This is a genomic window from Microbulbifer maximicatervae (SeqCode) (assembly GCF_052467325.1).
This window is the reverse complement of sequence record NZ_CP174310.1, coordinates 2,501,953-2,527,683: the sequence shown is the minus strand read 5'-3', so window position 1 is coordinate 2,527,683 and position 25,731 is coordinate 2,501,953. Positions and strand designations below refer to the sequence as shown.

The following is a 25,731-nucleotide window of genomic DNA, read 5'->3' as shown; positions in this document are numbered from 1 at the left end:
GCTGATTGAGTCGGCGCCACCTTATGGGTAGATTTACGCGCAATAAACATAACAATTTTTAGGTGGTGCTCTTTCCATAGCTCAATGCGCTGAAAAATTGAGCAGGAAAACGCAGACTATTCCCGCGCCAAGTACCACCCCAGTTTGATCAGAAGGAATCCCTTATGGCCGCCGAGTGGCTGATCGCCCTTACTTTTGTCGCCTATTTGGCGTTGATTGTTGTTATCGGTATTTACGCCTACATGCGTACAAAAAATGCCAGCGACTATTTCCTCGGTGGCCGTTCCCTGCCGCCGGCTGTGGCGGCCCTGTCTGCCGGAGCCTCGGATATGAGTGGCTGGCTGCTTCTGGGTTTGCCTGGTGCGGCCTACGCAGCGGGGCTCTCTGCCGGTTGGATCGCAATTGGTCTTTTCTCCGGCATCGTTCTGAGCTGGGTGACAATGGGCCGGCGCCTGCGCATCTACACCTATGAGCTGGACGACTCCCTGACAGTGCCAGCTTATCTGGATCGTCGGTTTAAGATGGGGCACCCCTATCTGCGCACCGTCTGCGCGATATTCATTCTGTTATTTTTCCTTTTCTATGTGGCTTCGGGCCTGATTGCCGGCGGCAAATTGTTTGAAACGGTGTTTGGCTGGGATTATCGCTGGGCGGTGATTATCGGTGCGGTTGCCGTTATTTCTTACACGTTGTTTGGCGGGTTTTTGGCGGTGTCCTGGACCGATGTGTTCCAGGGACTGCTGATGAGTGCGGCGCTGATTGCGGTGCCTCTCGTTGTTATTTCTGACCAGGGCGGTTTTTCCGCCAGCTGGAGTCGCCTGCAAACAGAGGTGCCACAGCTGACCTATTGGATGACAGATAACACCGGGCAAACATTAAGTCTGGTGGCGATACTCAGCTCTCTTGCCTGGGGATTGGGCTACTTCGGTCAGCCGCATATTTTGGCGCGATTTATGGCGGTGCGCAGTCCAAACGATATACCTGCTGCGGCGACAGTGGCAGCGGTTTGGTCCCTGGCCGGCTTCTTGGGTGCCATGGCAGTGGGCCTGTTTGCTCACTTGGAAATCCAGCAGAGCCTGCCGGATGGCGAGACCGTCTTTATGGAAATGGTGCAGGTGCTGTTCCACCCACTAGTTGCCGGTGTTCTTTTGGCGGCGATTCTATCTGCCATTATGAGTACGGCAGATTCCCAGCTGTTGGTGTCTTCGGCTGCACTGGCAGAGGATATTTACCACGTTTGGTTTGGGCGTGAGACCACCCCGGAAGCCATGGTGAAAGTGGGGCGCTGGGCGGTGGTTGCTTTATCACTGGTCGCTGTGTGGATTGCGATGGACCCGGATTCCAAGGTTCTGGATGTGGTGAGTTACGCCTGGGCTGGTCTGGGCGCTGCCTTTGGCCCGGCGTTGTTGATCAGTCTCTACTGGTCCCGTATGACGGGTAGTGGCGCTATTGCCGGTGTTATCGTTGGCGGCCTCACCGTTGTGGTGTGGGAGCAACTCTCCGGTGGCATTTTTGATGTTTATGAGCTGTTGCCGGGTTTTGTTTTCTCTTCAGCTGCTATCGTGTTAGTGAGCGCGCTGACGAAGTGCCCGGAAGCCGTTGCCTCACAGCACCGCAAGTTGCTTGGTTGAGGGGGCAGGGCAGGACTTGAGCCCGAGCGACTCGCTCGGGCCGAGACAGACCAGCCGCGCTAGGGACGCATCTCTGGCAAAGGTGCGACTGTTGTGAAGTGAAATGGATTTCCATCCGCAGCAATTATTCAAATAGCGGTTGGAGATGCTGAGTGATCAAAGTTCATCTCGGTGATATCACTCGATTGCACGTCGATGTAATCGTCAATGCTGCCAACAGCCGTCTCTTGGGAGGCGGTGGTGTCGATGGGGCCATACACCGCGCAGCGGGGCCCAATCTACTGGAGGCCTGCCGCAGTCTGGGCGGTTGTCCTGTTGGTGAAGTGCGCGCCACTGGCGCTTATTCCATTCCCGTAAAACGTATCTACCACACAGTTGGGCCGGTTTGGCGCGGCGGCAGTTTGGGTGAGCCCGAGCTGCTCTCCAGCTGTTATCGACACTGCCTGGCATTGGCTCGGCGCGAAAACATGCGCTCAATCGCTTTTCCTGCGATCAGTTGCGGTATCTACGATTATCCCCCGGAGCTGGCCGTAGAGGTGGCTGTAGAGCAGGTACAGCAATTCCAGGAGAAGGAGGGGGCACCGCAGCAGGTTGTATTCTGTTGTTTCGAAAAATCGATGGCGGATCTCTATCTATCCCAGTTGGATGCCTACGTTAGGCGCTAAAAGCCACGCTTTGTAGGCCTCGTGGTATTTTCGGCCATTGATTGATATCCATGGGTTGGGGATTATTATTGCTCTGACAATAACAATATAAGAATGAGGAGATTGTCATGCGCAGTGCCCAGCAGTGGTTTTCCGAGTATGGTGAGAGTCATCAGAATCCGATCAACAAATCCATTCATTGGATTGCTGTTCCCGTAATTTATGCAACTGTGGCCGGACTTTTGTGGGCAGTTCCGCAGCCGGACTTTATGGCGACAATTCCCTGGCTGAACTGGGCTGTCGTGGTGACAATCCCGATTCTTCTGTTTTATTTCGCGATGTCGTTTCCCATTGCCCTGGGAATGACGGGATTAACTGTTCTGTGTTTGTGGGCTTGGTCGGTATTGGAGCGGCTGGGGGTGCCCATCTGGCAGACGGCACTGGCCCTATTTGTGATCATGTGGGTGTTCCAATTTATCGGCCACCATATCGAAGGCAAGAAACCCTCTTTCTTTAAGGACTTACAATTCCTGTTGATTGGCCCTGCCTGGGTGATCGGGTTTATTTACCGGAAACTGGGCATTCAATACTGATTGCCGGTTTATGCAGATGAGTGGCTGTGGCCACTCATCGATCTATCCTGCTATCGGTTGTAGTGAACCGGTACTTCCAGTGTCTCTTTGACTTCTTCCATCACCACATAGCTGGTGCACTCCTGCACCTCCGGCAGCGTTAAAAGCGTTTCGCCGTAGAACTTGCGATAGGCACTCATATCCGCCACCCGGGCCTTGATCAAGTAATCAAAATTCCCCGATACCAAGTAACACTCCTGAACTTCCGGCAGGGCGGCTACGGCGTTGCGAAATTCCTCAAAAGCGTCCTGTGCGGAGCGGTTCAGCCTGATCTGCACGAAAACCACCAGGGCAGCATCGAGGTATTCCGGATTAATCAAGGCGGTATAACCCTGAATAACATTGTCATTTTCCAGGCGCTTGACCCGTTCGACGCAGGGGGTCGCGGTCAATCCCACCTGTCGGGCCAGCTCGGCATAGCTGGTTCTCCCATTCTTTTGTAGAACACGCAATATGTTCCGGTCGATGGTACTTAGCTCTCCCGCACGTTTGCGCATAACTGCTGACTCCGAATTGGTCGACATGGTCAAAAAATAGACTTGGCGACAGGGTTATTAGTGGATTCCACTAGTTTTATCAAAAATCTACTAAATATCCACTTCTTATCTGTTCTTATACTGGGGAAAACATAGAAATTAGGTACTCCTATTTGATTAAGGCAGTACCGAGCGCACAGAGCGAGGAGAAGGAAAATGTTGATTGGCGTCCCTAAAGAGATTAAGAACCACGAGTATCGTATTGGCCTGACGCCGTCGAGTGTTCGCGAACTGGTTGGCCACGGCCACGAAGTGATCGTACAGAAGGATGGTGGTGCCGCTATTGGTTTCCCCGACGAGATGTACGTTCAAGCCGGCGCCAAGATTATCGATACTCCGGAAGAGATTTTTGCCACTGCCGATATGATCGTCAAGGTAAAAGAACCCCAGCCCCACGAGTGCGAAATGCTGCGCCCTGGGCAGGTTCTGTACACCTATCTGCACCTGGCTCCAGACCCCAAACAAACTGAGCTGCTGGTGAAATCCGGCGCTACCTGCATCGCTTATGAAACTGTAACCGATCGCTTCGGAGGCCTGCCTCTGCTGGCGCCCATGTCTGAAGTTGCTGGCCGTATGTCTGTTCAGTGCGGTGCCCACCACCTGGAAAAAGCCCAGGGTGGTCTCGGCGTACTGCTCGGCGGTGTTCCCGGTGTAGCTCCTGCTAAAGTCCTGATTATCGGTGGCGGTGTTGTTGGTACTAACGCAGCGAAGATGGCCCTGGGTATGGGTGCTGACGTTACTATCCTCGACCGTTCCCTGCCGCGTCTGCGTCAGCTGGACGATATTTTCGGTGGTGCGGTTCGCACTGAGTACTCCACCAACGATGCTATTGAAAAGCACGCACTGGAAGCTGACCTGGTTGTTGGTGCGGTTCTGATTCCTGGCGCGGCAGCCCCCAAACTGCTGACCCGCGACATTATCAGCCGCATGAAGAAAGGCGCAGTTGTAGCTGACGTTGCTATTGACCAGGGCGGTTGTTTCGAGACTTCCAAGGCGACTACTCACCAAGAGCCTACTTACGTAGTTGATGGTGTGGTTCACTACTGTGTTGCCAATATGCCCGGCGGTGTAGCTCGCACCTCCACTATGGCCCTGAACAATGCCACCCTGCCTTTCGCGGTAGCCCTGGCAAACAAAGGCGCCAAGCAGGCACTGTTGGACGATTCCAACCTGCTGGAAGGCCTGAATGTTCACGCTGGCATGGTGACCTACCAAGCCGTAGCCGACGTATTGGGTTACGAGTTTGTAGATCCCAAACTGGCTCTGCAAAAACAAGCAGTAGCGGAAGACGCTGTAGCTTAATTGCCCCCGGTGGCCGCCTGCGGGCGGCCGCATTGTAAATAAGCGGTAACGCGCTTGTTGTTTTGGGAAGTTTCCCCCGGAGCGCTCTTTGCGTTCCTCTCTGTGAGACCTGGTGGCATAGCCACTAATTGATAGCCGCGTATTTACGCGGCTTTTTTATGCGCGTTATTTATATTTTGGAGAAAGCTGGACTTGTTGTTTTGGGAAAAACTGGGGAAGGGGAGGAGGAAAAGAAAAAAGGATGCTGAGGGACTTCCTTGTCGCCTCACGGGGGAGAGGGGTTTAGGGCTAGTGTTAAATAACCCAGATTTCTACCCGGCGATTTTTTATCTTTGAGCTGGAGCTGTTGGAGGCTACCGGCAGATAGGCACCAAAGCCCTGAACCGGTGCTGTATTAATCTGGTGATCCCTTAGAGCGGAGCGAACGGTAACTGCGCGTAGTTTTGATAAAACGATTGAACGCCCTTCACTCACTTTCTCATCGCCAAACCCGATCAATAGTAGTCGCTTGTGGCTGTTCTCTGGCTTTTGCATAAAGCGGACAAGTCGCTGTATATCCTGTTTTGCCTTGTTATCTAAAGAGGCGCTGCCTTCAGAGAAACGGAAGTTAATACTCAGGCGCTCTGCATTTTCCGTTAATTTCAGGTATTCGCTGGGCCCATCTCGGTTGGCTTCAGGTTTTACACTGATTGGCGTCTGCGCGACAAATCCAGTGGCCTTTACCTGCTCCTGCCCCTGCTCACTCTGTACAAAGTGCAGGAACTCTTCGGTGACGGGTTTTAAACCGTAAGCAGCGGTATAGAGAAAAAGGCGGCGGGAAAGGGGGTAGTCTTCAGTTGCAATTGTCAGATGTTCTGGAGCTTGTGGTTGGGTGTTCTGATCGGATACTGACACTGCCTTGGCCCGTCGAATAGATGCCAAGCCCACAAATCCAATACTGTTGGGGTTTGCCGAAACACGGTCCGACAATTGATCATTCGATTCGAAGCGTTTTGCATTGGCAATAAGGGAGTGCTTTTTCCCAAGCACCAAGCTTTTAAACGTATCCCAGGTACCGGACTGATTATCTCTCGCCAGAACTTTGATGCGACCTTTCTGCCCGCCCACTTCAGACCAGTCGGTAATTTTTCCGGAAAATATTGCTGCTATTTGTTGCAAGGTTAATTGGCTGATGGGGTTTTGAGGGTGAATAATAATTGCCAGGCCATCGATGGCAATAACATGCTCCGCACCTTGGCCGCGCATATCTCCAAAGCGACTCAGGGCTGCGTGCTCAGTATCTTTTATTGGTCGCGAAGCCATGGCGATATTGGCCTGGGAACGTTCCAGGCCTTTAAACCCAGTGCTTGAACCGTGTGCCGCAATATCGACATATATTTTTTTGCCACCGAGATCCCCTTGCACTCGAACCTCATTTTCTTTCCCTAAAGGAATAATCTCCAGATTACTGCCACCACGGGCTTCGAGGTAATCGCTCACCAGGTTGGGCGCCAGCTTTGCGCCCACAGTATTGGAGCCATGTAAAGTAAAAAGCAGGCCCGATGTGTCGGGAGGGAAGCGGGTTTGGGCTGTGGAAGTTGCAGCAGCCAGGGCCACCCCAAGAAGAAAGAGGGTAAGGGTTTGCTTTAGCCGGCTTAAGAATACGCTCATAGTAATTCGACCGTAAGGTGGTAAAACGAGGGCGCAAAATATGACTTAATTGTGACAAATTGATGAAATATTGATTGCTAAATTACGCAATTGTCTCATCGTGAGAGATAGGTAACTTTAGCGGGGTTTATTTGAACAATTGAAGTATGGGTGGTTAAGCTTTCGTAAAAGCTTGCTCTATGTTTTAAAACACAATAGATCAAACAGGTGTTTAGAGGCCCCCGTGAAGGTGTATTAGAGCCTCTAAAATTTGAGCAATTTAAAAAGCGGGAAATAACCGGCTAATTAGGACTGGCAGTGCAGTTTCTACCCGCAAAATACGTGGACCCAGGTGAACGGATTGAAAGCCTGCTTCCTGGAGCTTCTCGACTTCATAACTGATAAAGCCGCCTTCAGGGCCAATGGCTAAAGTGGTCGGTTGCTTTATGTCCACAGGGCAAGCCGTTCCCCCTACTGGATGAGCCACCAGTTTACGGGAGTCACTGGAAAGGGAAGGGAGTTCGTCTTCGACAAACGGTTTAAAGCGTTTGCGCAACAGAATTTCCGGCATTTGTGTATCGACAGCCTGCTCGAGTCCGAGCAGGCATTGCTCAAAGAGTTTGTCTTCCTGTAACCAGGGAGTTTGCCAGTAAGACTTTTCGACCCGGTAGCTATTAATTAAAACCAGTTTTTTGACTCCGAGTGCAGTCAAATGCTGGATAACCCGCTTGAGCATTTTGGGGCGAGGTAGGGCCAAAATAAGTGTGAGAGGTAATGGCTGGGGCGGATCAATTGCGAATGCCACTTCAAGCTCGACGCACTTCTCGTCGAGCGTAACAATCTCGCCATTCCCTATTTGCCCGTCGAGCAGTCCGACACGAAGTTGTTGTCCCGGAGCTGCTCTGTGAACCTTGGTGATATGCTCCAGCTGGCGTCCACTAAGGCGGACGCGATTGGGACTAATAAAGTCGTGCTTTTGTAAAACAATCAGGTTCAAAGTCGGGCGCCTTGGTACTTCAATTTATAACGGTGTCGGTGCTATGGGGCTGGGCTAGCTGGTTTGAGCTGAAGCAATCGCGCCTTTGCCAATACCTTCGTAGGCTCTTACGGTAATCGCTTTCCCCGGTTCTCTTGCCGCCAGGGTGTTGGCGATATATTGGGCCAACTGCTCCACCGTGGTATCACAGTCAAGAATTTCACAAACTTTGGCAGGGATGGACAGGGTGAAGTTTCCCTGTTGCGCACTGTAAGCAAAGTTATGGATTTCCTCACCGCGATCATCGGCAGTTGTTGAAACCAGATCCTCGCGAGTGCCCAGGTAGATATCTTCCCAGCGCTCAGCCCAGTACTTTTCCAGCTCTGTATCGCGTTGACCACCCGTCATGACCTGAATGCGTGAACGGTGTCCATGGGCGATACGTTGGCAGTTACCAAGGTGTTTTTTCAGGCCATGGCTGTAGTGGTAGAAGGCATCTTCAATCACTTCACAGTGGAAACTGAGTTTGAGCTTCTCCACGCTATCGGGGAAGTGGCTGGCCAGCTGCTGGACACACCAGACGGCGACGCTCTCAGGGGTAATTACCTGGGCGTCCACTAAGGCAAAAGCTTGTTCCGGACCTGACACTTTAATAGAGGCCCCGTTTTCCAGTAGCCAGGTCAGGTTAACCTGGTCTCCATTGTGCTCCAGGGTCAGTTGGGGTGAGCGGGTAGGTACCAGGAGGCGGTGGTCGACTTGATCATCCAGCCAATGCCTCAGGGTCTTTTTCACTATACCAAAGTCGCAAACCATCCCCTGTTCATCCAAGGCGCCATCGAGGGCTGCGTTTGCCAGCCAGGTCTCGCCTACGATGCCTCGTTTTGAGTCGAGGTAGCTGAAGTCAACGTTGGTTAAATTATCGACAAACAAGTGCATGAGTAACTCTTTGCAGGGGGTGAGATAGTAGTCGTTCATTATAACCTGTTAATAGGGCTGGATCTTATTCGTTTATGCCTCTATAATCGCGCCCTCTTCGGATGCACTGACACCGAAGATCGTTGTGGCGGCCCTCCCGGTCCCCTCGCAATGAGCAGCTGTGAACTCCGCCAGGCCCGGAAGGGAGCAACGGTAGCAGTGGTATCATGTGCCGAGGGTGTTGCTGGTTGGGCTGCCTCCAGTCTCTCCCTTCTTTGTTTCAAAAACCATCCCTGAAAATCCCCGTTGAGAGTGTTTTGCTCGGCTGTGTCCTGGGTTTTGCTCTTTTCCTCACCAAATTTTTTCTCGCAAAGACGATATAAAAGGGGATTTTGTGTCGATCTGGCTCGATCTTCGGCCTCGCCGTCGCTGATTGTGTGGGGCTTATGCTATAAACGGCGTCAACTATAAGCAGATCTAAAAATGATTCTTGAGGAGAAAATGAAAAAAGTTGCTCTCTCGATAGCGGTTGCCGTTGCACTGTCTGCCTGTGACAGTGGACAGCAAACTGTAAAACCGGTTGGTGTAGCCCAGGCGACTGCGGAAAGCCCAGCTGATAATTCCCAGCTGACAGCCAAAGATGCGCAAGCTTTCTTAAATGATGCCCAGGCTCGCTTGGAAAAAATGGGGCAAGAGGCAAGTCATGCGGCCTGGCTTGCTTCTACCTATATCAATATTGATTCCCAATACGTAGAAGCTTTGGCTTCAGAGCGATACACCACCCTGGCCGTGGAGCTGGCTTCAGAGGCCGCCAAATTTAACGACTTGGACCTGGACCCGGATACCCGTCGCCAGTTGACCATGTTGAAGCAGGGGTTGGTATTCCCGGCGCCGAAAGGTCCGGCACTAACTTCTGAGTTGGCGCAAATTGGATCAAAAATGCAGGGCATGTACGGTGCCGGTAAATACTGCCGCGAAGATGGCGGTGAAGAAAAGTGCTACACCCTGACTGAGATGGGGCAGGTGATGGCAACCAATCGCGATCCTGAATTACTCAAGGATCTGTGGGTTGGATGGCGTAAAGTTTCTCCTCCTATGAAGCCTCTGTATGAGCGCCAGGTGGAGATCGGTAATGCGGGCACCAAAGAGCTGGGTTATGACAACCTGAGTGTTTTCTGGCGCTCCAAATATGATATGGCCCCGGATGCCTTTGCTGAGGATATGGATACCCAGTGGGGTAAAGTGAAGCCGTTGTACGAAGCTTTGCACTGCCATGTTCGCGCCAAGTTGAATGAGCATTATGGCGATGACGTAGTGCCGGCTCAGGGTAAGATTCCTGCACACTTGCTGGGTAATATGTGGGCCCAGGAGTGGGGTAACGTCTATGACATAGTCAAAGACGACGACATGCAGGCCCCCTATGATCTGACTCAGCTGGTGGTTGATTCCGGCATGAGTGAAAAAGACATGGTTAAAGTCGGGGAGAAGTTCTTCACCTCCCTGGGCTTTAAGCCTCTACCGGAAACTTTCTGGGAGCGCTCCCAGTTCACCCAGCCACGCGATCGCGATGTAGTTTGTCATGCCAGTGCCTGGAATATGGATGGGCAGGACGATCTCCGCATCAAGATGTGTATCAATAAAACGGGCGAAGACCTGGTTACCATCCACCACGAGTTGGGCCACAACTTCTACCAGCGCATCTATAAGGATCAGCCTTTCCTTTATAAAGAGGGTGCTAATGACGGTTTCCACGAAGCTGTTGGCGACACCATTGCGCTTTCCATCACACCGAAGTACCTGAAGGAAATCGGTTTGATGAATGAGGTGCCGGATGAGAGTAAAGATATCGGTTACCTGATGCAGCAGGCGCTGGATAAGATTGCCTTCCTGCCATTTGGTCTGCTCGTTGATAAGTGGCGCTGGCAGGTATTCAACGGTGAGGTGAAGCCGGAAGACTACAACAAAGCCTGGTGGAAACTGCGTGAAGATTACCAGGGCATTGCCGCTCCGGTAGAGCGCTCCGAAGAGAACTTCGATCCGGGTGCCAAGTACCATATCCCCGGTAATACACCTTACGCTCGCTACTTCCTGGCGCGTATCCAGCAGTTCCAATTCCACCGCGCGCTGTGTGAAGCCGCTGGTGAAACCGGACCGCTGCACCGCTGCTCCATCTACCAGAATGATGAGGCTGGTAAGAAGCTGCGCGCTATGTTGGCAATGGGTGCAAGCAAGCCCTGGCCGGATGCTATGGAAGCGCTCACTGGTCAGCGCGACCTGGATGCTTCAGCCATTATCGATTACTTCCAGCCGCTGATGGCGTACCTGGAAGAGCAGAACCAAGGGCGTCAGTGCGGTTGGTAATCTGAGCTTTTAGTTTGTCGGTATTAGAAAAAGGGGCTTAGCCCCTTTTTCTGTTTTATGCTCACGTGAATTATGAACTCTTGAATATTATTAGTTGCGAGGCTCAGTTATTAGTGGACTGGGGGTTGCTCTTCCTCTGAATCCAGAAAGCTGGCAGCAGCATTTAAAAATGCTTCCAGTGGGGGGTGCAGAGACCCGGTGCCGACTTGGTAGCGGTTCATGCTTTTGTGGGCCAGGCCGGAGTTGATGGTTGGTGTCGTACCGGTTCTAATGATTTTTAGCAGGTCAAAACCAAATGGTGCGCCTCTACCCTCAATGCCTGGAGTAACGACAAAGTCGCTCTCAGAGTGACACACATCATACATTTTCAGTATGTTGTCGATGTTGTCTTGGTATGTTCCTGAGAATGTTTTGTGGATGCCGCCAAAACCCATAGTCTCTGTGATGGCGCTGTCTCCCATGTCCCGGTTGACATCTGCGGGAGTGATTCCTGGCATTAATAGTCCGTGGCCAACCCCGGCCAAACCGGTAAACCAGGCCTTGTCCAACCCTGAAACTTGAATACCAAATTCCGTCCCATTGCGAGCCATGGTTGTAATAATACTGCTGTGAGGAATACCGCTGCCGGCATCGGAAATAACCTTGCAGGTGGCCATGATTGGATTTAACGGAAATGTCTCATCCTTGTAGATTTGGTTGGTAATCCTTTCAATATCTTTTCGCTTTTTACTGGCCCGAATAACTCCTGGCATTAAAATTCTGGAGAAAATCAGTGTGGCGGCATTAGTCATTACATGGCAGTCGTCTCCCATAAGGAGACTCCGGCCAATTATAGGTACAAAATCAATTCCGCCTTCATCTTGGATTGCTTGATTTAGTACGGGGGCAATTTCGTCCTCTATCCAACGAAGGTAATCGATGGCCTCTTTGTCATACACGCCAAAGCGAATAGAGCTACCGCGGTAATCGGCGCGATCATCACTAAGGTTGGAATAAGCCCGATTGCCGGATAGCTTATCTTCGACAATATACACAGACATTGAATGGGTAATAATGCCAGCCATGGGCCCGACCGCATTGTGGTTATGGCAAGGCTCAAGATCAACCCGGCCTTCCTCCATAACCCGCTCCGCTTCAACTTTATTTTTAGCCAGGCCTTCATAAATCAGACCGGCAATGATTGCGCCTTTTAACGGTCCAGATGCCCGCTGCCAGGTTATTGGGGGACCGGCATGCAGGACTAAATTTTTTCGCATTCCAGGGATGTTGTCACTGGCTTTGCCTATCCCAATCAAAATCGGCACAGCCTGCTTCATGCGCTTAATGGATTCGTCATTCGCTTGCTGATTGAGAGCTTGGAACTCAGGGGTTGCCAGTTTATAGAGGATTTCTTCGGTGCTGGGCCTGAATTCAATGTCTGTTCTCATCCCTACTCCCCTGAATTTAATAACTCAGCATATTGTTCAGTAACGATGTTCATATTGCGTAGCATCAGATCAGTGGTGCCGGTGATTACCTGTATCTGGCGTTTTTCAGATATTTTCATGTCTCCCTCAAACCCTCGGCTGGCGTAACTCAGGTGGTCTTTTGCTTTGCGTAGATTGTCATTGATCTCTGGCGTATTGAGGGGGCTCTCCAATAGTTGGTTCAGTCGGTTGGAGTATTCGGAGAGATCTTCTTGCAATCCGGTTTCGGCATCATCCAAGGATACTTCCCAAAGTTTAGCAGCGTAGTTCTTGGCGATTCTCTGGGAGAGCATACGCTGGCGGCCGGCGATATTAATGAGTTCGGCGCTGTTGTGATTGGCGACTTGTTGGAGTTGGACCACATAGGTGTGGGCAGCAGAAAGAAGGGAGTTGCTGCGCTGAAATAATTCGCTGGCGCTTTGTTTATTGACCGGTTGTAAGGCGACAGACTCAAACGCTTTCCATTCTCTTTCAACTTTAACAAGTTGATCCCTGATCTTTTCTGCGCCATGAAAATTATTTAGTTTCTCGTGATTCTTTTTAAATTCGTGAATTGATCGGGCAAATACCTTTTCGTGGCGTTCTGCATCCGGTTGAATGCCGCGCAAGATGTAAGTCTGGGTGATGCGTTGGGATAGCATTCTTTGTCGACCAGCCGTATTGATGGCATCTCCCATAGAGAAGGCTGCGACATCCAGGCTTAAAATTAACAAGATAAATACTGCTGACAACTTCATGATTTTACTCTTGTAGTTTGACTTACTTCACAATTTAAGTGGGTTTGATGTTTGCAATGCATGCGTGATCCCTCTCAGTTAATGAGAGGTCGCAGAGGTATTACGGGGTTATTCAGAGATCCTTGAGTAATAGTGGTGTGAGCTTATGGGGCCTGCTTTCTGAATAAGGCGATTTTGAACAATATTGATAAGTTAAACAAATAAGCTCCAGATTCCATTAAATGAGCAAAAATAAATAATTTAAATGCGTTGTTAAGATATATGATTTTGCAAACTCATCTGGTTTTAGGATTTGACGTTCCTTATATCAAATTTAAGGATGGAGATATCTAACCCTTTTTTTCGGTGTTAGCGCATTGGTGGTATTTGGGTAAGGGGGTGGGGAGAGCTTTCTGAGGGGCGGATTGTTGTGAGGTTGGAAGTTTAGATGAGGGCTTGATAATAGCCCAAAATAAAAAAGGCCCTACCAGAGATAGAGCCTTCTTTCATCAGGTCTAAGGTGACTTAGAACTGGTAATTCAGAGCCAAGCTGAACAGGTAAGCTTCGGTCTTGGTGGTGCCACCATCGAAGTAGGTGATCAGGGTATCGCTAATGTTGTTAGCTTCCTGAATAACCTCGTCGTCACCCCAGATATAGGCGAAAGATCCGTCAACAGTGAGCTTTTCGCTTAGTGAGTAGGTACCGCCAACAGTCAGCCACTGGCGATCAGTGTCAGGAATAGACAGGGTACGCCAGGTAATCGGGAGATCTTCGTCTACCAGCTCAGAGAGCTCTTCAGTTTCTTCGCGGTTTAAGCCGTCACGGGCTGCGCCTTGGTCGTAGGCGTAACCAAAGCGGAAGGTCCATTCATCATTGCGGTAGTATTCACCGCCGATACTGAAGCGAGAACCGCTCTGGAAGTTTTCTTCTTTCAGCAGAAGCGGGTTGTAGTCTTCACCTGCGGAGGGGATAAAGGCTTCGAGGCGCTCGAAGCGGTCCCAGTTCGTCCACATGTAGCCTACTGCCACACCCCAGTTATTGTTGAAGCGGTGGTAGAAGCCCAGCTCCAAGGTGTCAGGCAGGTTCAGGGTCAGGTTACCGGAAGTATCGTCAAATGAATCCAGCGGGCTCGGAGCGATGTCGGAGCTTACTTCACCCTTGATTTTGGGGTCGTACTTAGCGTGGTAAGAAATACCTGCGCGAGTGTTGTCGCTGATGCGCCACAGGCCGCCGATGGTCCAGCTCAGGTCCCAGGCATCGCCTTTAACGTCAAGTACGGTGGCACCGGCAGGATTAAATCCTAAAACGGGTTCTACAACGTCACCGATCAGGAAATCATCGGGGAAGGTAGTGTTCAGTTCTGCGTCGACGTAGAAAATATTTGCTGCCAGGCCAATGCTGAATTGATTGTTAAAGTCATAAGCAACAGATGGCTGGATGTTTACAGTCAGCAGAGAGGTTTTGTTGGCGATCGTAGTTGCAGGGAAGTTATCCGGGAAATCAGTTTCCAGGCCAAAATCGGTGTACATAGCCAGACCCCAGGACCACTCATCATTGATGGGGGCTGCCAGATAGCCATTGGGGATTACTGCGCTGGTGGCGTAGTCATCGGCGCTAGCTGGAGTTTCGAATCCCAGGTAGCCAGTTTCCGCACTGCCGACATAATAAGTAACGTCACCATCTACATCGATCTCGGGGTCAACGTAAGTGGCACCAAGAGAAATGGTGTAGGTATTGAACAGTGCTGAACCGGCTGGGTTACGTGCCAGAATCGCAGCGTTGTCGCCGATAGTGTTTTCGGCAGCAAATGCGCGGCCAAGGCCTGTAGCACTGGTTTCCTGCAAGTAGAAACCTGCAGCCATAGCGCCTTGGGAAACGGAGCTGATAGCTGCGGCCAGAACTGCGTGTCGCAGATATTTTTTATTCATGAGAACCCATCTCTAAGTCTGCTGATTACTGAAAGCCATAAACAGGTTGGAATAAACTCTGCCATGGCAGGAAGGCCTTTAGACTTATATAAGTACCTTCCACTTCCGTAGCAAATCCCTTACTAAAAAGTCTAGCAATACGTCATTGCCCTAGTGAGGGAGAGGAGTGACTTTATAAAGACAATGGGGACAAAAAGCTATCCAAGTCGACGGATTTTTTTTCATCAGTCGAAAATGTGGCCATTTATTGGCTGGCAGCGACTTTTTCGCCGTTGATGGATAAATTTGTCAGGTTGATTTGATACCTTTTGCCATTTTCTTCTCTTTGGATAAGTTTCACCAAAGCGTAGTTCCATTGCGGTGCGATCCAGACAGTTGTCTCTCTTCCTGAGTTTTTATCTCTCACTCGAGCGACTTTAATTGTTTCCACCGGGCCTAGAGGTGTTTTTAGGATTTCAGTGCCAACTTGACTGAATTTGTATTCGCGAATTTTTTTGCCATCGGCAACCTGGTATTGAAGGTCTTTTTTTCCAGCGGCGACATCGAGTGCCAATTGGATTTGATAGCTCACCTTGTCAAGAATATTGGGTGGGGCGTCTTTGAGATCCCGCTCTGGATTATGGACGTTAAAGATCATACCTTTTGACGGTTCGAAATTAAGCACCGTGGCGCGATTTCGACCAAGGCCTTTGCGGTGATATTCGTAATGTTGGGGGGTGATATGGCCATCCTGGCTGGTAAAGCGAGAGTACTCTTTAATGCTGGCAAAAAGGGCGCTGCTATCGAAGTCCAGGCGCCAGTTGCCATCCTGTCCGGACAATTCCCGAGTGGCGGTAATACTGATCCCATTAAATCGGGCGGCGTAGGTGGCTTTGAAAGGTTCCAGCTCAGCAGCAATTGCCTGGCCGGTAATTAAAAAAAGAAACAGAGAGGTAGCAAAAAGGCGCACTGTGATATCCCACAAAAAACTGAACCCTTTTGAATACTAGCTGGCGAGGCGCGCAAAGTACATTGAAGGACTTTTACCCCGCCAGCTATCAAGGGATGGTTTTATGCGGAAACCTGAACCCCATGGTGAGGGAGTAATTCACCATCCAGCCGAACTCGATCATCCGCCATTTGCAGGCGCTGTTGAGCAAACCAGGTAACCGCCATAGGGTAAATGATGTGCTCTTGAACCTGCACCCGCTTTGCCAGCAGCTCTGGAGTGTCTCCCTCCTTTATAGGAACAATGGCTTGGACGATAGGTGGCCCGCCATCGAGTTCCTCGGTGACAAAATGCACGGTTACTCCGTGTTCTTTGTCCCCGGCTTCCAGTGCCCGCTTATGGGTATGCAGGCCCTGATACTTCGGCAGTAAGGAAGGGTGAATGTTGATCAGGCGGCCGTTGTAGTGGCGCACAAAGTCGGGCGTCAAAATACGCATAAACCCAGCCAGTACAACCAAATCTGGTTTGCACTTGTCGATCTCTTCGATCAAGGCGTGATCGAAGGTTTCTCTGCTGGAGTAATCCCGGTGATTCACCACAGAGGTGGGAACGCCTGCCTGTTCTGCGCGAGTCAGCCCATAGGCATCTGCCTTATTGCTGACAACTGCAGTCACGGAAAAAGGCGCGTCCTCTTGTGCGGCGGCATCCAGCAGAGCCTGCAGGTTGCTGCCACTACCGGAGATTAATACGGCAACTCTACAAGACATTACAGCCCCGCCAGCTCTACTGCTTCCGCCCCTTCTTTGGCATCTTCAATAGTGCCAACGACAAAGGCGTCTTCGCCCATTTGCTTGAGAGCGGATAGTGCCGACTCGGATTGCTCTGCAGGCACGCAAATAACCATGCCAACACCGCAGTTAAACGTGCGGTACATTTCGCGGCTATCGATATTGCCTGCATCACGCAGCCAATTAAATACAGGAGGCATTTCCCAGCTGGTGACATCAATACGCGCGCTGCAGCCTTCGGGCAGTACGCGGGGCAGGTTTTCCAGTAAGCCGCCGCCAGTGATATGGCTTAGCGCATTCACCTGGAAGGTCTTCATTAATTGCAGCAGGTTTTTAACGTAAATACGGGTTGGGGCCATCAGCGCTTTGGCCAGGGTTTCACCGCCGATATCCTGCTGGAGATCGGCACCGCTGACTTCGAGAACCTTGCGGATCAGGGAGTAGCCATTGGAGTGGGGGCCACTGGAGGCCAAGCCGATCAATACGTCGCCAGCTTTAACTTTGCTGCCGTCGATGATTTCAGATTTTTCTACGACACCGGTGCAGAAGCCTGCCAGGTCATAATCGTCGCCTTCGTACATGCCGGGCATTTCGGCGGTCTCGCCGCCGACCAGTGCGCAGCCTGACAGCTCACAGCCTTTGCCAATGCCGGTAACTACTTCTGCAGCAATATCGACATTGAGTTTGCCGGTTGCGTAATAGTCGAGGAAGAAGAGGGGTTCAGCTCCTGCTACGATCAGGTCATTCACACACATGGCGACAAGATCGATACCAATGCTGTCGTGAATGCCCAAGTCCATAGCCAGGCGTAACTTGGTACCCACACCGTCGGTGCCGGAAACCAAAACTGGCTCTTTATAGCCGCTTGGAAGTTCACACAGGGCGCCGAATCCGCCCAGTCCGCCCATTACCTCGGGGCGGGATGTGCGTTTGGCGACATTTTTGATACGCTCTACCAGTGCATTACCTGCGTCGATATCGACACCGGCATCTTTATAAGAGAGGGATGTTTGCGTAGATTGCGGCTTGGAATCGCTCATGATTCTTCCTGCGGTGGGTATTCGAAGGGCGCGTATTCTATCTGGGTCTTGCCTCGGGAGCCACGCCCAGACGGCATCTCGAAGGGGATTTCGGCATTTTCTTACCATTTGAACTGTGAAATCACTCCGATAGTGAGAACTCGGGGCTGAGAGAAACGTCTGACGCTGATACAATAGCCGCAATTTTTAGTCCGCCCTAAAATCTGGCGTCTTGCACATCGATAATAATTTCTGCAAGCTCAGGGGCGGAAAATAAGAGGTTTGGAGAGAAGTCCTATGCACAAGCTGCTCCGGCAGGGATTGGTGTTGCAGTTGCTGGCTCTGATCATCAGTGTTCTAGCCCTACCGGTCCAAGCTCGAGTCATCTCGGATTTGTACGAAGTTGTCGAGGCTGTGTCGAGTCGCGGAGCCACGGATCGTGCAGCAGCCGGAAGTCGCGGCCTGGAACGGGTGTTCGTACGTGTTACGGGAGATGCCGCTGTCGGTAGTAACCCAAATGTGCAGCCGATATTAAAGAATGCACAGCAGTTTGTTCAGGGGTATCGCTATACCCGTGAGGACAATCAGCTCTACTTGCACCTTTCCTTTGACCCCCAAGCGATCTCCCGGCAAGTTAATCAAATGAACTTGCCCATGTGGCCAAATAATCGCCCCGGTACTTTGGTGTGGCTTGCAGTAGATACCCTGCAAGAGGGCCGCAGTGCTCTGAGTGAAGAGGCAACCCCGGAGCTCTTTTCTGTACTCGAGGCAATGGCTATCGAGCGCGGTGTCCCCCTGGATTTCCCGGTAATGGACCTGAATGATCAGCGCAATATGCCCTTAGGAGCTCTCTGGGCCCAAGATGAGCAGGCAGCCGAACAGGCGGGTTTTCGCTATAGCCCCGATGCCACTTTGATGGGCCGAGTGCTTCAAGCTTCGGGCCATCGCTGGCAGGCGGATTGGCTGCTAATTCACGGTGGTCGCAGCTATGCCTTCGATACTGCCGGAGGTTCGCTGGAAGAGGTCGCTCTGCGCGGCGTTAACCAACTGGCCAATATTCTCGCGCAGCGCTATGCAGTGTCCCCGAATGGGCAGGACAATCAGTTGGGTGCGGTGATTGTTGAATTGTCTGGTATCGACAGTTTTGCTGATTATGCCAAGGCATCTGGTTATCTACAGGGGTTGGCACAGGTCAGCAGTGCTAACTTGCTCTCTGTTGAGGGAGACCGAATGCGTTTAGCACTGGTCACTTCGGCAGGGTTGAACAATTTGCGTGATACCCTGGCTCTAAACCATAAATTGCGAGCACAAGCGGACGGAGACGCCATTAACCTGAATGGATACCGTTCACCCTTGGGCAGCGCTGAGAATCCGTTGCGCTATCACTGGGATTGAGATGAGTATTCCGCAACAATTGCCGCTGGGGGTATCCCTGCGGGATGACGCCAAATTTGACAACTTCTATCTGTCGGATTCAGATCCAAATCGACAGGTAGTTGCCCTGCTGCAGTCTTTTGCCAGTGGCGAGAACCCCGAGTCTGTAATTTACATTTGGGGTGAGGCGGGTAGTGGTATTAGCCACTTGCTTCAGTCTGCTTGTCAGTGCGCAGAGGCCAATGGTCGCTCTTTCCATTATCTCCCTCTCGCAGACCTGCTGACCATGGACCCGGCTGTTATTCTCGACGGACTCGAGCGCCTGGACCTTGTCTGTATAGATGACGTTCATTTGTTGGAGGGGCAGCCCGAGTGGCAGACCGCTATTTTCCATCTCTATAACCGAATTAAGGATGGCGGCAGGCAGTTATTAATGGGGGCTCGCAAGTCACCCCGCGGTATGGATATTGCCCTGGCTGATTTGCAGTCACGCCTGCACTGGTCCCTGGTATTCCAGCTCAAAACCCTGAATGACAGCGATAAAGTTGCCGCCCTGCGCCGTCGCAGCCGTCTGCGCGGTTTTGACCTGCCGGAAGATGTGGCCCAGTACATATTGCACCGCGCCCCGAGGGATACTCGAGCACTCTTTCTGTGTCTGGAGGAGTTGGACCGGGCTTCACTTATGGCTAAGCGTAAAATCACCATTCCTTTTGTTAAGCAGGTTTTGGATATCTGACCCCAGAATTGGGCTCTGGCCGACCTGCTTTAGCCTCCTGAGCTCATTTGGGCTCCTCTACCTTGTGTTTTAGCGACACTTGGCGCTTTTTCTGTCTATTATGGTTGGTGTTTGCTCACTTCACCTTTCCCTATCTACTCCTGCTCCATCTCTTTCACCTGTGTATTTCCGTGTGAAATCTGCTCTGCTTACGATACCAATTTGAGGCAGCGAGTGGGTTTATGGGGAGTCTTACCCCTGTTTGCTCCCAAATGTCTCTGGTTGAGGGCAGCGTTATGCCGAACATTCATAAAATCCTGTATGTCAGCCATGCTGCTGAGGATGAAAGCAGTGGACTTATGCAGGCTTTTGCGGTGGCGCGCAATCATCAGGCGGAGATTAAGGTTTTACTGGTCTGTCCGAAGGTGCCGGAGGGGTTTGAGGAGTTTAGTCGGCTGTGTGTGAGGACAATGCTTGATAGGGTCAGGAGTGAAATTGAGTCGGCCCGCGTACATATGGAGTTATCCGCGGAAAGGACCAATTTGGAGATTGAGTCAGATTGTGGTGCCCGACCTGCCGAGCGGGTGATCCGCCGGGTATTGGCTGAGGGCTATGACCTGGTGATCAAGAATGTTGAGGGTCGCAGCCAGCTTAAGGGCTTCAAGGCAATGGATATGGATCTGCTGCGAAAGTGTCCCTGCCCGGTATGGATGTGCCGCCCAATCAAGGAACATCGCAACAAGATACAGGTGGCTGTTGCTCTCGACCCTGAATGCGAGGATGGCAGCAGTTATGACTTGGCGATCCGGTTGCTGCGCTGGTCGCGAGTACTCGCTGACAGTTGCAGTGGGGTGTTGAACGTTATTTCCTGTTGGGACTTCGATATCGATGAATACTTGCGGCGCCATTTTCCCTTGAGCGCTTCTGAGGAAGAGTTGGATGAGGCCACTGAATCAGCGCGAGCCCAACACCGCTCAAAGCTCGATGTATTGATACGCGCATCCGGAATTGAGGGGGAAATACGTATTCACCATGTGGTTGCCCATCCAGATAACTTTATTCCATTGCTGATTGATGAAGAAGGTCTCGACCTGCTGGTTATGGGCACTGTTGGACGGGCGGGTATTCCCGGTTTCATTATGGGGAATACTGCGGAGAATATATTGCAGAAGGTCAGTTGCTCCCTGCTGGCTCTGAAGCCCAGCGACTTTGTATCGCCGATAAAATAGTTGTGAATTATGGGTCTAATTCAGCTTGGCCCCTGCGCTGATCGCTCTATCGGAATTCTCTGCTGCGGGAGTTGAGGTGATCCTGATACCGGGACAAAATTACAGCTAAGAATTCGGGAGAAATATAATGATTAAGACTATTGCCAAATGGTTTGGCAGCTTATTTTTTGTGGGGGTTTTGGCAGTTTCTGCTTTTGCTATTAATGCAGTTTATTTCAAACCTTGGTCTATAGATGTATTTTTTGAACGTGTCTTTATAAAAATCGGCAGTAGCAGTCCGGAAATCCTTTCACAAATTAGAATTTTGGAGCAATTTGGAATTGATGGACACAATGCGCATCTCGATGATTTGTCTGAAGAAGAACAGCTGCGTGTTATTGAAATGATGAAGAGCGAGCTGGCGGTATTGCGCAGCTATGATCGTGAAAGTTTGGAAGGGCAGCAGGCCATTTCCTATGATGTGTTAGAGCATCTTCTCAGTATAAAGGCAGAAGTTGAACGCTGGAGATACCATGATTACCCGCTTAACCAAATGTCGGGTGAGCAGAATAGGTTGCCAGAGTTTCTCGCTGAAGTTCATCAGATCAACAATGTAAAAGAAGCTGATTATTACTTGTCTCGTTTGGGAGAGGTCGGACGTAAGTTTGACCAATTGCTGAATGGTCTTAAGGTAAGGGAAGAGAAAGATATCCTGCCCCCACGCTTCGTTGTCGATAGTGTTTTAGAGGAAATGCAGGGTTTTATCGCCGCGCCGGCAAAAGAAAATATACTTTATACCTCATTACTGGAGCGACTTAACAAAATTGAAAAGCTGGATAAACAGGAGCGGGAACGTATTCTCAGCCAAGCTGAGGTATTGATTGGTGCAGAAGTTTACGCCGCATATCAAGGGCTAATCGATTATTTCAGTACTCTCCGGCTAAAAGTTGGAGAGAACAATGGTGTTTGGGCATTGCCGGATGGGGATGCCTACTATGCCTATCAAGTACGCAACTTTACCAGTACAGATATTGCACCGGAGGAACTCCATCGTATTGGGTTGGAAGAGGTTGCAAGAATTGAAACGGAAATGAATGAAATTTTCTCGTCCGTTGGTAGAACCAGTGGCACTATTAGCGAACGTTTCTCTGCATTGAATAATGATCCCCAGTTTCTTTATGAGGATTCAGATTTAGGGCGGGAGAAAATTATTGCCGATTACCAGGTAATGATTGATGAAATTGATGCAGGCCTGGGTGATTATTTTGATCTAAAACCCAAAATGGGTGTTGAGGTGCGCCGAGTCCCAGAGTTTAAAGAGCAAGGTTCTGCGGGAGCCTACTACAACCCTCCGGCTATGGATGGGTCTCGCCCCGGCGTATTTTATGCAAACTTGCGGGATGTTCATGAAACCAAAAAGTTTGGAATGCGTACCTTGGCTTACCATGAAGCGGTACCTGGGCATCACTTCCAGTTGGCAATTGCACAAGAGCTAAAAGGTGTGCCGACTTTCCGTAAAATGGGGTTGTTTAATGCTTACTCGGAAGGGTGGGCACTGTACTCCGAGAAGCTTGCTAAAGAAGCCGGTTTCCAGGAAAACCCCTATGATGATTTGGGTCGGTTGCAGGCGGAAATGTTCCGGGCTGTGCGGTTGGTCGTGGATACTGGAATGCACTATAAGCGCTGGAGTCGCGAGCAAGCGATTGAGTATATGCTGGAAAAGACCGGTATGACTGAGTCCGAAGTCACCACCGAAATCGAGCGATATATGGTTTGGCCCGGTCAGGCACTGGCCTACAAAACCGGTATGCTAAAGATTCTTGAGTTGCGTGAACGCGCTAAAGAAGCGCTTGGTAGCCAGTTTGATATCCGCCAGTTCCACAATGTAGTTCTCACCAATGGCGCTTTGCCATTGGCAGTGTTGGAGCAGCAGGTAGATCAGTGGATAGCAACCAACAAGAGTTAGGATTCACTTTTGCAGAGTATTCGGCTATAGGATCGTCAAAAGAGTAACTTAAAAGTTTGAGCATCTTTACCGCTAGAAAGGGTGAAGGTGCTCGGATTATGTGGTTTTAGTTACTAAAAAGGGAGAAGGGAAGAATACACCTCGCTTGGGACCCTATGACGCATGGATGCCGATTAGGAGCTTACTGGGATGTATTCACAGCGTGTCTCAAGTGCGATGTATTCTTTCCTTCCGCCCCAGTAGTAAGAGTAGTACTTGTAAGGAGTTGGTAAGTGCCGAAGTCAAAAGCTATTACGGTAGATGATGGGTTCTCTAGAGTTAAATTTCTAAAAGGAAGAACTCCCGAAACAACGGATGAGGAAGCTAAAGATGCATTTGCCTTATTGTCCGAGTATAGGGATGGTGGAATATACGTAGCCCACTATTCAGGGAATAGCGAGTGGGAAAGGCACACCAATGGAGATGAGTTTGTTCAAGTTGTAGATGGAGAAACAACTCTAATTCTTCTCGTAAATGGTGAAGAGAAGCGGAACGAGTTATCAGCCGGGCAAATATTGGTTATACCAAAAGGTGTCTGGCACCGATTTGAAACGCCTAGCGAAGTAAAAGTTATGACTATCACCCCGCAGCCAACTGAGCACAGTATCGCTAAGCCATGCGATACTTAAGAAATAGGATCATTCTACATGCTGCAGCGGTTTGCAGTATAAGAGTGAACGCTGTTAGTTTAAATTAAAAAAGGCCACAAATAGTGGCCTTTTTTAATTCTGTTTTAACCTTTTAGTTATACTTTTGGAGTTCTGGTGTTTGCTATCCACTCGTCAATAATTTCCTCCAGGGCATCCAGTGGTACTGGGCCGTTGGCCAGAACTGCATTGTGGAATTGACGAATATCAAACTTCTCTCCCAGTTCTTTTTTGGCTTTCTCACGAAGCTGTAAAATTTTGAGCATGCCAATTTTGTAGGCTGTTGCCTGGCCGGGTAATACGATATAGCGCTCGACTGCTTTAATCACATCCCCCTCAGGATTAGGGGTGTTTTCCATCAGGTATTGTATGGCTTGTTCTCGGGTCCACTTCTTGGTGTGAATTCCGGTATCGACTACAAGGCGTCCTGCTCGCCACAACTCCATGGCGAGGCGCCCAAAATCTGAGTAGGGGTCTTGGTAGAGCCCCATCTCTTTTGGCACCATTTCAGAGTAAAGGCCCCAACCCTCGGTATAGGCGGTATAGTGACCATATTTGCGGAATTTAGGGATATCCTGTAATTCCTGGGTGATAGAGAGCTGCATATGGTGGCCGGGGATGCCCTCGTGGTATGCCAGTGCTTCCATCTGATAGCTGGGCATATCGTCCATGTTGTAGAGGTTGGCATAGTAGATGCCTGGGCGTGATCCATCGGCAGCAGGTTGTAGGTAAAAAGCTTTACCGGCAGATTTCTCCCGGAATGGTTCTACCGCTCTCACATCGAGGTCCGCTCTAGGTTTGGTGATAAATAACTCGTCCAGCCTACCCTTCATGGTATCGATAATGGTAGTAGCCTTCTCAAGATATGCAGCTTTCCCCTGTTCAGTGGTTGGGTAATAAAATTGCTGGTCGGTGCGCACAAATTCGAAGAAGCTTTTTAACTTACCTTCGAATTTTACTTTACGCATAATTTCACGCATCTCATCATGGATGCGAGTTACTTCTTCAAGGCCAATCCTATGAATTTCTTCGGCTGTCATATCGGTAGATGTGTAAAAGCCGAGACGAAAATTATAAAAGTCACTGCCATCTACCAGTTTCCAGGCGCCATCATCAGTAGTGGCGCGTATCTCAAGCTCTTGCAGGTAGTCGATTAGGGCTTTATAGGCGGGGCCAGTATTGTCTTTTAGTGCTGTTTTAGCTTTATCTATTAAGGACTTTTTCTGCTCTTTACTGATATCGAGATTTTCTACTTTTCCCTTAAAGTCAGCAAATAGAGGGCTGTCCTTTTTTCTATCAAAAGGAGCACCAGTAATTAGGTTTTGTGCATCTCCAATAACATAAGGAAAAACAAATTTTGGGATAGTGGTGCCAGCTTTGGCGTTTTCCTCCAGTTGGTCTTGCAATTGTGCGAAATACTGGGGAATTCTATTTAATCGGGAGATATAAGCTTCGGCATCCCTAATGTTGTCGATACGGTGCTGGCTGATAAGTGTTGAAGCGGCGCCGGTATGAGTGGCGAACATTTGGTTGACTGGGTAATTATGATTTCGCCACTTATAGGCTTCGATCTCTTGTTGCAAAGTGCGTTTTGCCAGTCGAAGATTAAGTTGGGTAGGTCGATCCAGTATAGCGGGATCAACTTTATTCAGCTCGGCTAATTGACGCTTATTAATTTCATGGGTTTCTTGCGCAAATTCAGGGGTTAGATCATTCCATTTGCCGTACTCCTCTTTCAGGCCCAAGAAGGTTTTGAATTCAGGGCTGCGGTCTAGATGCTCTTGGAAGAAATTATCAAACAGCAAATTGACCTTCTTGCTGGCCTCTCTCATTTCTTTGCTGACCTTAGGGGGAGGTGGCTGATTAAGTGCACTTTCCTCTAAGGGGGCAATCTTTTGTGCATCCGCATTGTTGGTACTGTCGTTGCAGCCTGTGAGAATGAGTGAGCTTACTGCCGCTGCAATCAGAGTTATTTTTAACTTCATGAGTACAATCCTTGCGTTCAAAGAGTAGCTCTTACTTTTTTATCATTATTTTTGCAGTTAATGGACCTTTTTATGTAAAAGCATCCCATTATTTGGTTTTGTGGATATAAATTCAGCAGAAACTAAGAGCGGTGCACTTTTTTAGTATGGGGAATACTGGGTATGTTTTATTTTGGTGCTTTTATACGACAGTGGCAGGTAAGGTGAGCTGAAAATAGGGGGGAGCTAAAATAAGACTTTAGTACCAATCATGCTGGTAGCTGGCGTTTGCTTAATAAGAAGTCCGGAATGTCATTCCGGACTTCTCTGTAAAACAATAAATATC

General features: G+C 50.0%; 21 protein-coding genes and 1 other RNA gene. 11 read left to right on the top strand and 11 right to left on the bottom strand.

Annotation, left to right across the window (positions count from 1 at the left end):
- Positions 1–164 precede the first annotated feature (164 nt).
- From putP to ACJJIE_RS11325, 3 genes are all read left to right on the top strand, one after another.
- Positions 165–1,631 (top strand): sodium/proline symporter PutP, encoded by a 1,467-nt coding sequence (gene putP / locus ACJJIE_RS11335; protein ID WP_444894671.1) that lies wholly within the window; start codon positions 165–167, stop codon positions 1,629–1,631.
- Positions 1,632–1,783: 152 nt separating this feature from the next.
- Positions 1,784–2,296 (top strand): O-acetyl-ADP-ribose deacetylase, encoded by a 513-nt coding sequence (locus tag ACJJIE_RS11330; protein ID WP_444894670.1) that lies wholly within the window; start codon positions 1,784–1,786, stop codon positions 2,294–2,296.
- Between the two features lie 107 nt (positions 2,297–2,403).
- Positions 2,404–2,868 carry an Mpo1 family 2-hydroxy fatty acid dioxygenase gene (locus tag ACJJIE_RS11325; protein ID WP_444894669.1) on the top strand — a complete coding sequence of 155 codons (465 nt, stop codon included), beginning with the start codon at positions 2,404–2,406 and terminating at the stop codon, positions 2,866–2,868.
- A 50-nt stretch (positions 2,869–2,918) separates the two neighbouring features.
- Here ACJJIE_RS11325 and ACJJIE_RS11320 read toward each other — a convergent pair whose 3' ends face one another.
- Complete coding sequence (locus ACJJIE_RS11320) at positions 2,919–3,404, bottom strand: Lrp/AsnC ligand binding domain-containing protein (RefSeq protein WP_108732211.1); 486 nt, start codon at positions 3,402–3,404, stop codon at positions 2,919–2,921.
- Between the two features lie 195 nt (positions 3,405–3,599).
- Between ACJJIE_RS11320 and ald the strand changes: the two genes are divergently transcribed.
- Positions 3,600–4,745, top strand: coding sequence for an alanine dehydrogenase (gene ald / locus ACJJIE_RS11315; protein WP_444894668.1), 1,146 nt, complete (start codon positions 3,600–3,602; stop codon positions 4,743–4,745).
- 294 nt (positions 4,746–5,039) lie between these two features.
- Here the strand turns inward: ald and ACJJIE_RS11310 are convergent, their stop codons facing one another.
- From ACJJIE_RS11310 to ACJJIE_RS11300, 3 genes are all read right to left on the bottom strand, one after another.
- Positions 5,040–6,395, bottom strand: coding sequence for a substrate-binding domain-containing protein (locus tag ACJJIE_RS11310; RefSeq protein ID WP_444894667.1), 1,356 nt, complete (start codon positions 6,393–6,395; stop codon positions 5,040–5,042).
- A gap of 259 nt (positions 6,396–6,654) precedes the next feature.
- A complete protein-coding gene (locus tag ACJJIE_RS11305) occupies positions 6,655–7,371 on the bottom strand; it encodes a 16S rRNA (uracil(1498)-N(3))-methyltransferase (RefSeq protein ID WP_444894666.1) in 717 nt (238 codons plus the stop codon).
- A gap of 54 nt (positions 7,372–7,425) precedes the next feature.
- Positions 7,426–8,286, bottom strand: coding sequence for a 6-carboxytetrahydropterin synthase (locus ACJJIE_RS11300; RefSeq protein WP_444894763.1), 861 nt, complete (start codon positions 8,284–8,286; stop codon positions 7,426–7,428).
- Positions 8,287–8,420: 134 nt separating this feature from the next.
- Here ACJJIE_RS11300 and ffs point away from each other — a divergent pair.
- Both ffs and ACJJIE_RS11290 read left to right on the top strand, forming a co-directional pair.
- Positions 8,421–8,518, top strand: an RNA gene (ffs, locus tag ACJJIE_RS11295) — signal recognition particle sRNA small type.
- 248 nt (positions 8,519–8,766) lie between these two features.
- Positions 8,767–10,626, top strand: a complete 1,860-nt coding sequence (locus ACJJIE_RS11290) for a M2 family metallopeptidase (RefSeq protein ID WP_444894665.1) — start codon at positions 8,767–8,769, stop codon at positions 10,624–10,626.
- 110 nt (positions 10,627–10,736) lie between these two features.
- On the opposite strand, the gene ACJJIE_RS11285 is transcribed toward ACJJIE_RS11290, so the two are convergent.
- The 6 genes from ACJJIE_RS11285 to purM form a co-directional block, all read right to left on the bottom strand.
- A complete protein-coding gene (locus ACJJIE_RS11285; protein WP_444894664.1) occupies positions 10,737–12,053 on the bottom strand; it encodes a YlbE family protein in 1,317 nt (438 codons plus the stop codon).
- A 2-nt stretch (positions 12,054–12,055) separates the two neighbouring features.
- Positions 12,056–12,829, bottom strand: coding sequence for a type IV pili methyl-accepting chemotaxis transducer N-terminal domain-containing protein (locus ACJJIE_RS11280; protein ID WP_282931677.1), 774 nt, complete (start codon positions 12,827–12,829; stop codon positions 12,056–12,058).
- 504 nt (positions 12,830–13,333) lie between these two features.
- Positions 13,334–14,737 (bottom strand): OmpP1/FadL family transporter, encoded by a 1,404-nt coding sequence (locus ACJJIE_RS11275; protein ID WP_444894663.1) that lies wholly within the window; start codon positions 14,735–14,737, stop codon positions 13,334–13,336.
- A 244-nt stretch (positions 14,738–14,981) separates the two neighbouring features.
- Positions 14,982–15,686 (bottom strand): DUF3108 domain-containing protein, encoded by a 705-nt coding sequence (locus ACJJIE_RS11270; protein ID WP_444894662.1) that lies wholly within the window; start codon positions 15,684–15,686, stop codon positions 14,982–14,984.
- A gap of 101 nt (positions 15,687–15,787) precedes the next feature.
- Complete coding sequence (gene purN / locus ACJJIE_RS11265; protein WP_444894661.1) at positions 15,788–16,432, bottom strand: phosphoribosylglycinamide formyltransferase; 645 nt, start codon at positions 16,430–16,432, stop codon at positions 15,788–15,790.
- Complete coding sequence (gene purM / locus ACJJIE_RS11260) at positions 16,432–17,493, bottom strand: phosphoribosylformylglycinamidine cyclo-ligase (RefSeq protein ID WP_282931681.1); 1,062 nt, start codon at positions 17,491–17,493, stop codon at positions 16,432–16,434. Before purM ends, purN begins: the two co-directional genes overlap by 1 nt.
- Before the next feature lie 276 nt (positions 17,494–17,769).
- Between purM and ACJJIE_RS11255 the strand changes: the two genes are divergently transcribed.
- The 5 genes from ACJJIE_RS11255 to ACJJIE_RS11235 all read left to right on the top strand — a co-directional run bounded on the left by ACJJIE_RS11255 (position 17,770) and on the right by ACJJIE_RS11235 (position 23,403).
- The gene (locus tag ACJJIE_RS11255; RefSeq protein ID WP_444894660.1) at positions 17,770–18,867 is read left to right on the top strand and encodes a DUF2066 domain-containing protein; all 1,098 of its coding nucleotides are present in this window, start codon (positions 17,770–17,772) and stop codon (positions 18,865–18,867) included.
- Between the two features lies 1 nt (position 18,868).
- A complete protein-coding gene (gene hda, locus ACJJIE_RS11250; protein WP_444894659.1) occupies positions 18,869–19,582 on the top strand; it encodes a DnaA regulatory inactivator Hda in 714 nt (237 codons plus the stop codon).
- 275 nt (positions 19,583–19,857) lie between these two features.
- On the top strand, positions 19,858–20,790 hold the full coding sequence (locus ACJJIE_RS11245) for a universal stress protein (protein ID WP_444894658.1): 933 nt from the start codon (positions 19,858–19,860) through the stop codon (positions 20,788–20,790).
- 127 nt (positions 20,791–20,917) lie between these two features.
- Entirely contained in the window at positions 20,918–22,735 is a 1,818-nt protein-coding gene (locus tag ACJJIE_RS11240; protein ID WP_444894657.1) for a DUF885 domain-containing protein, read from the top strand.
- A 272-nt stretch (positions 22,736–23,007) separates the two neighbouring features.
- Positions 23,008–23,403, top strand: a complete 396-nt coding sequence (locus tag ACJJIE_RS11235) for a cupin domain-containing protein (protein ID WP_444894656.1) — start codon at positions 23,008–23,010, stop codon at positions 23,401–23,403.
- Positions 23,404–23,519: 116 nt separating this feature from the next.
- On the opposite strand, the gene ACJJIE_RS11230 is transcribed toward ACJJIE_RS11235, so the two are convergent.
- Positions 23,520–25,406, bottom strand: coding sequence for a DUF885 domain-containing protein (locus ACJJIE_RS11230; protein WP_444894655.1), 1,887 nt, complete (start codon positions 25,404–25,406; stop codon positions 23,520–23,522).
- Positions 25,407–25,731 lie beyond the last annotated feature (325 nt).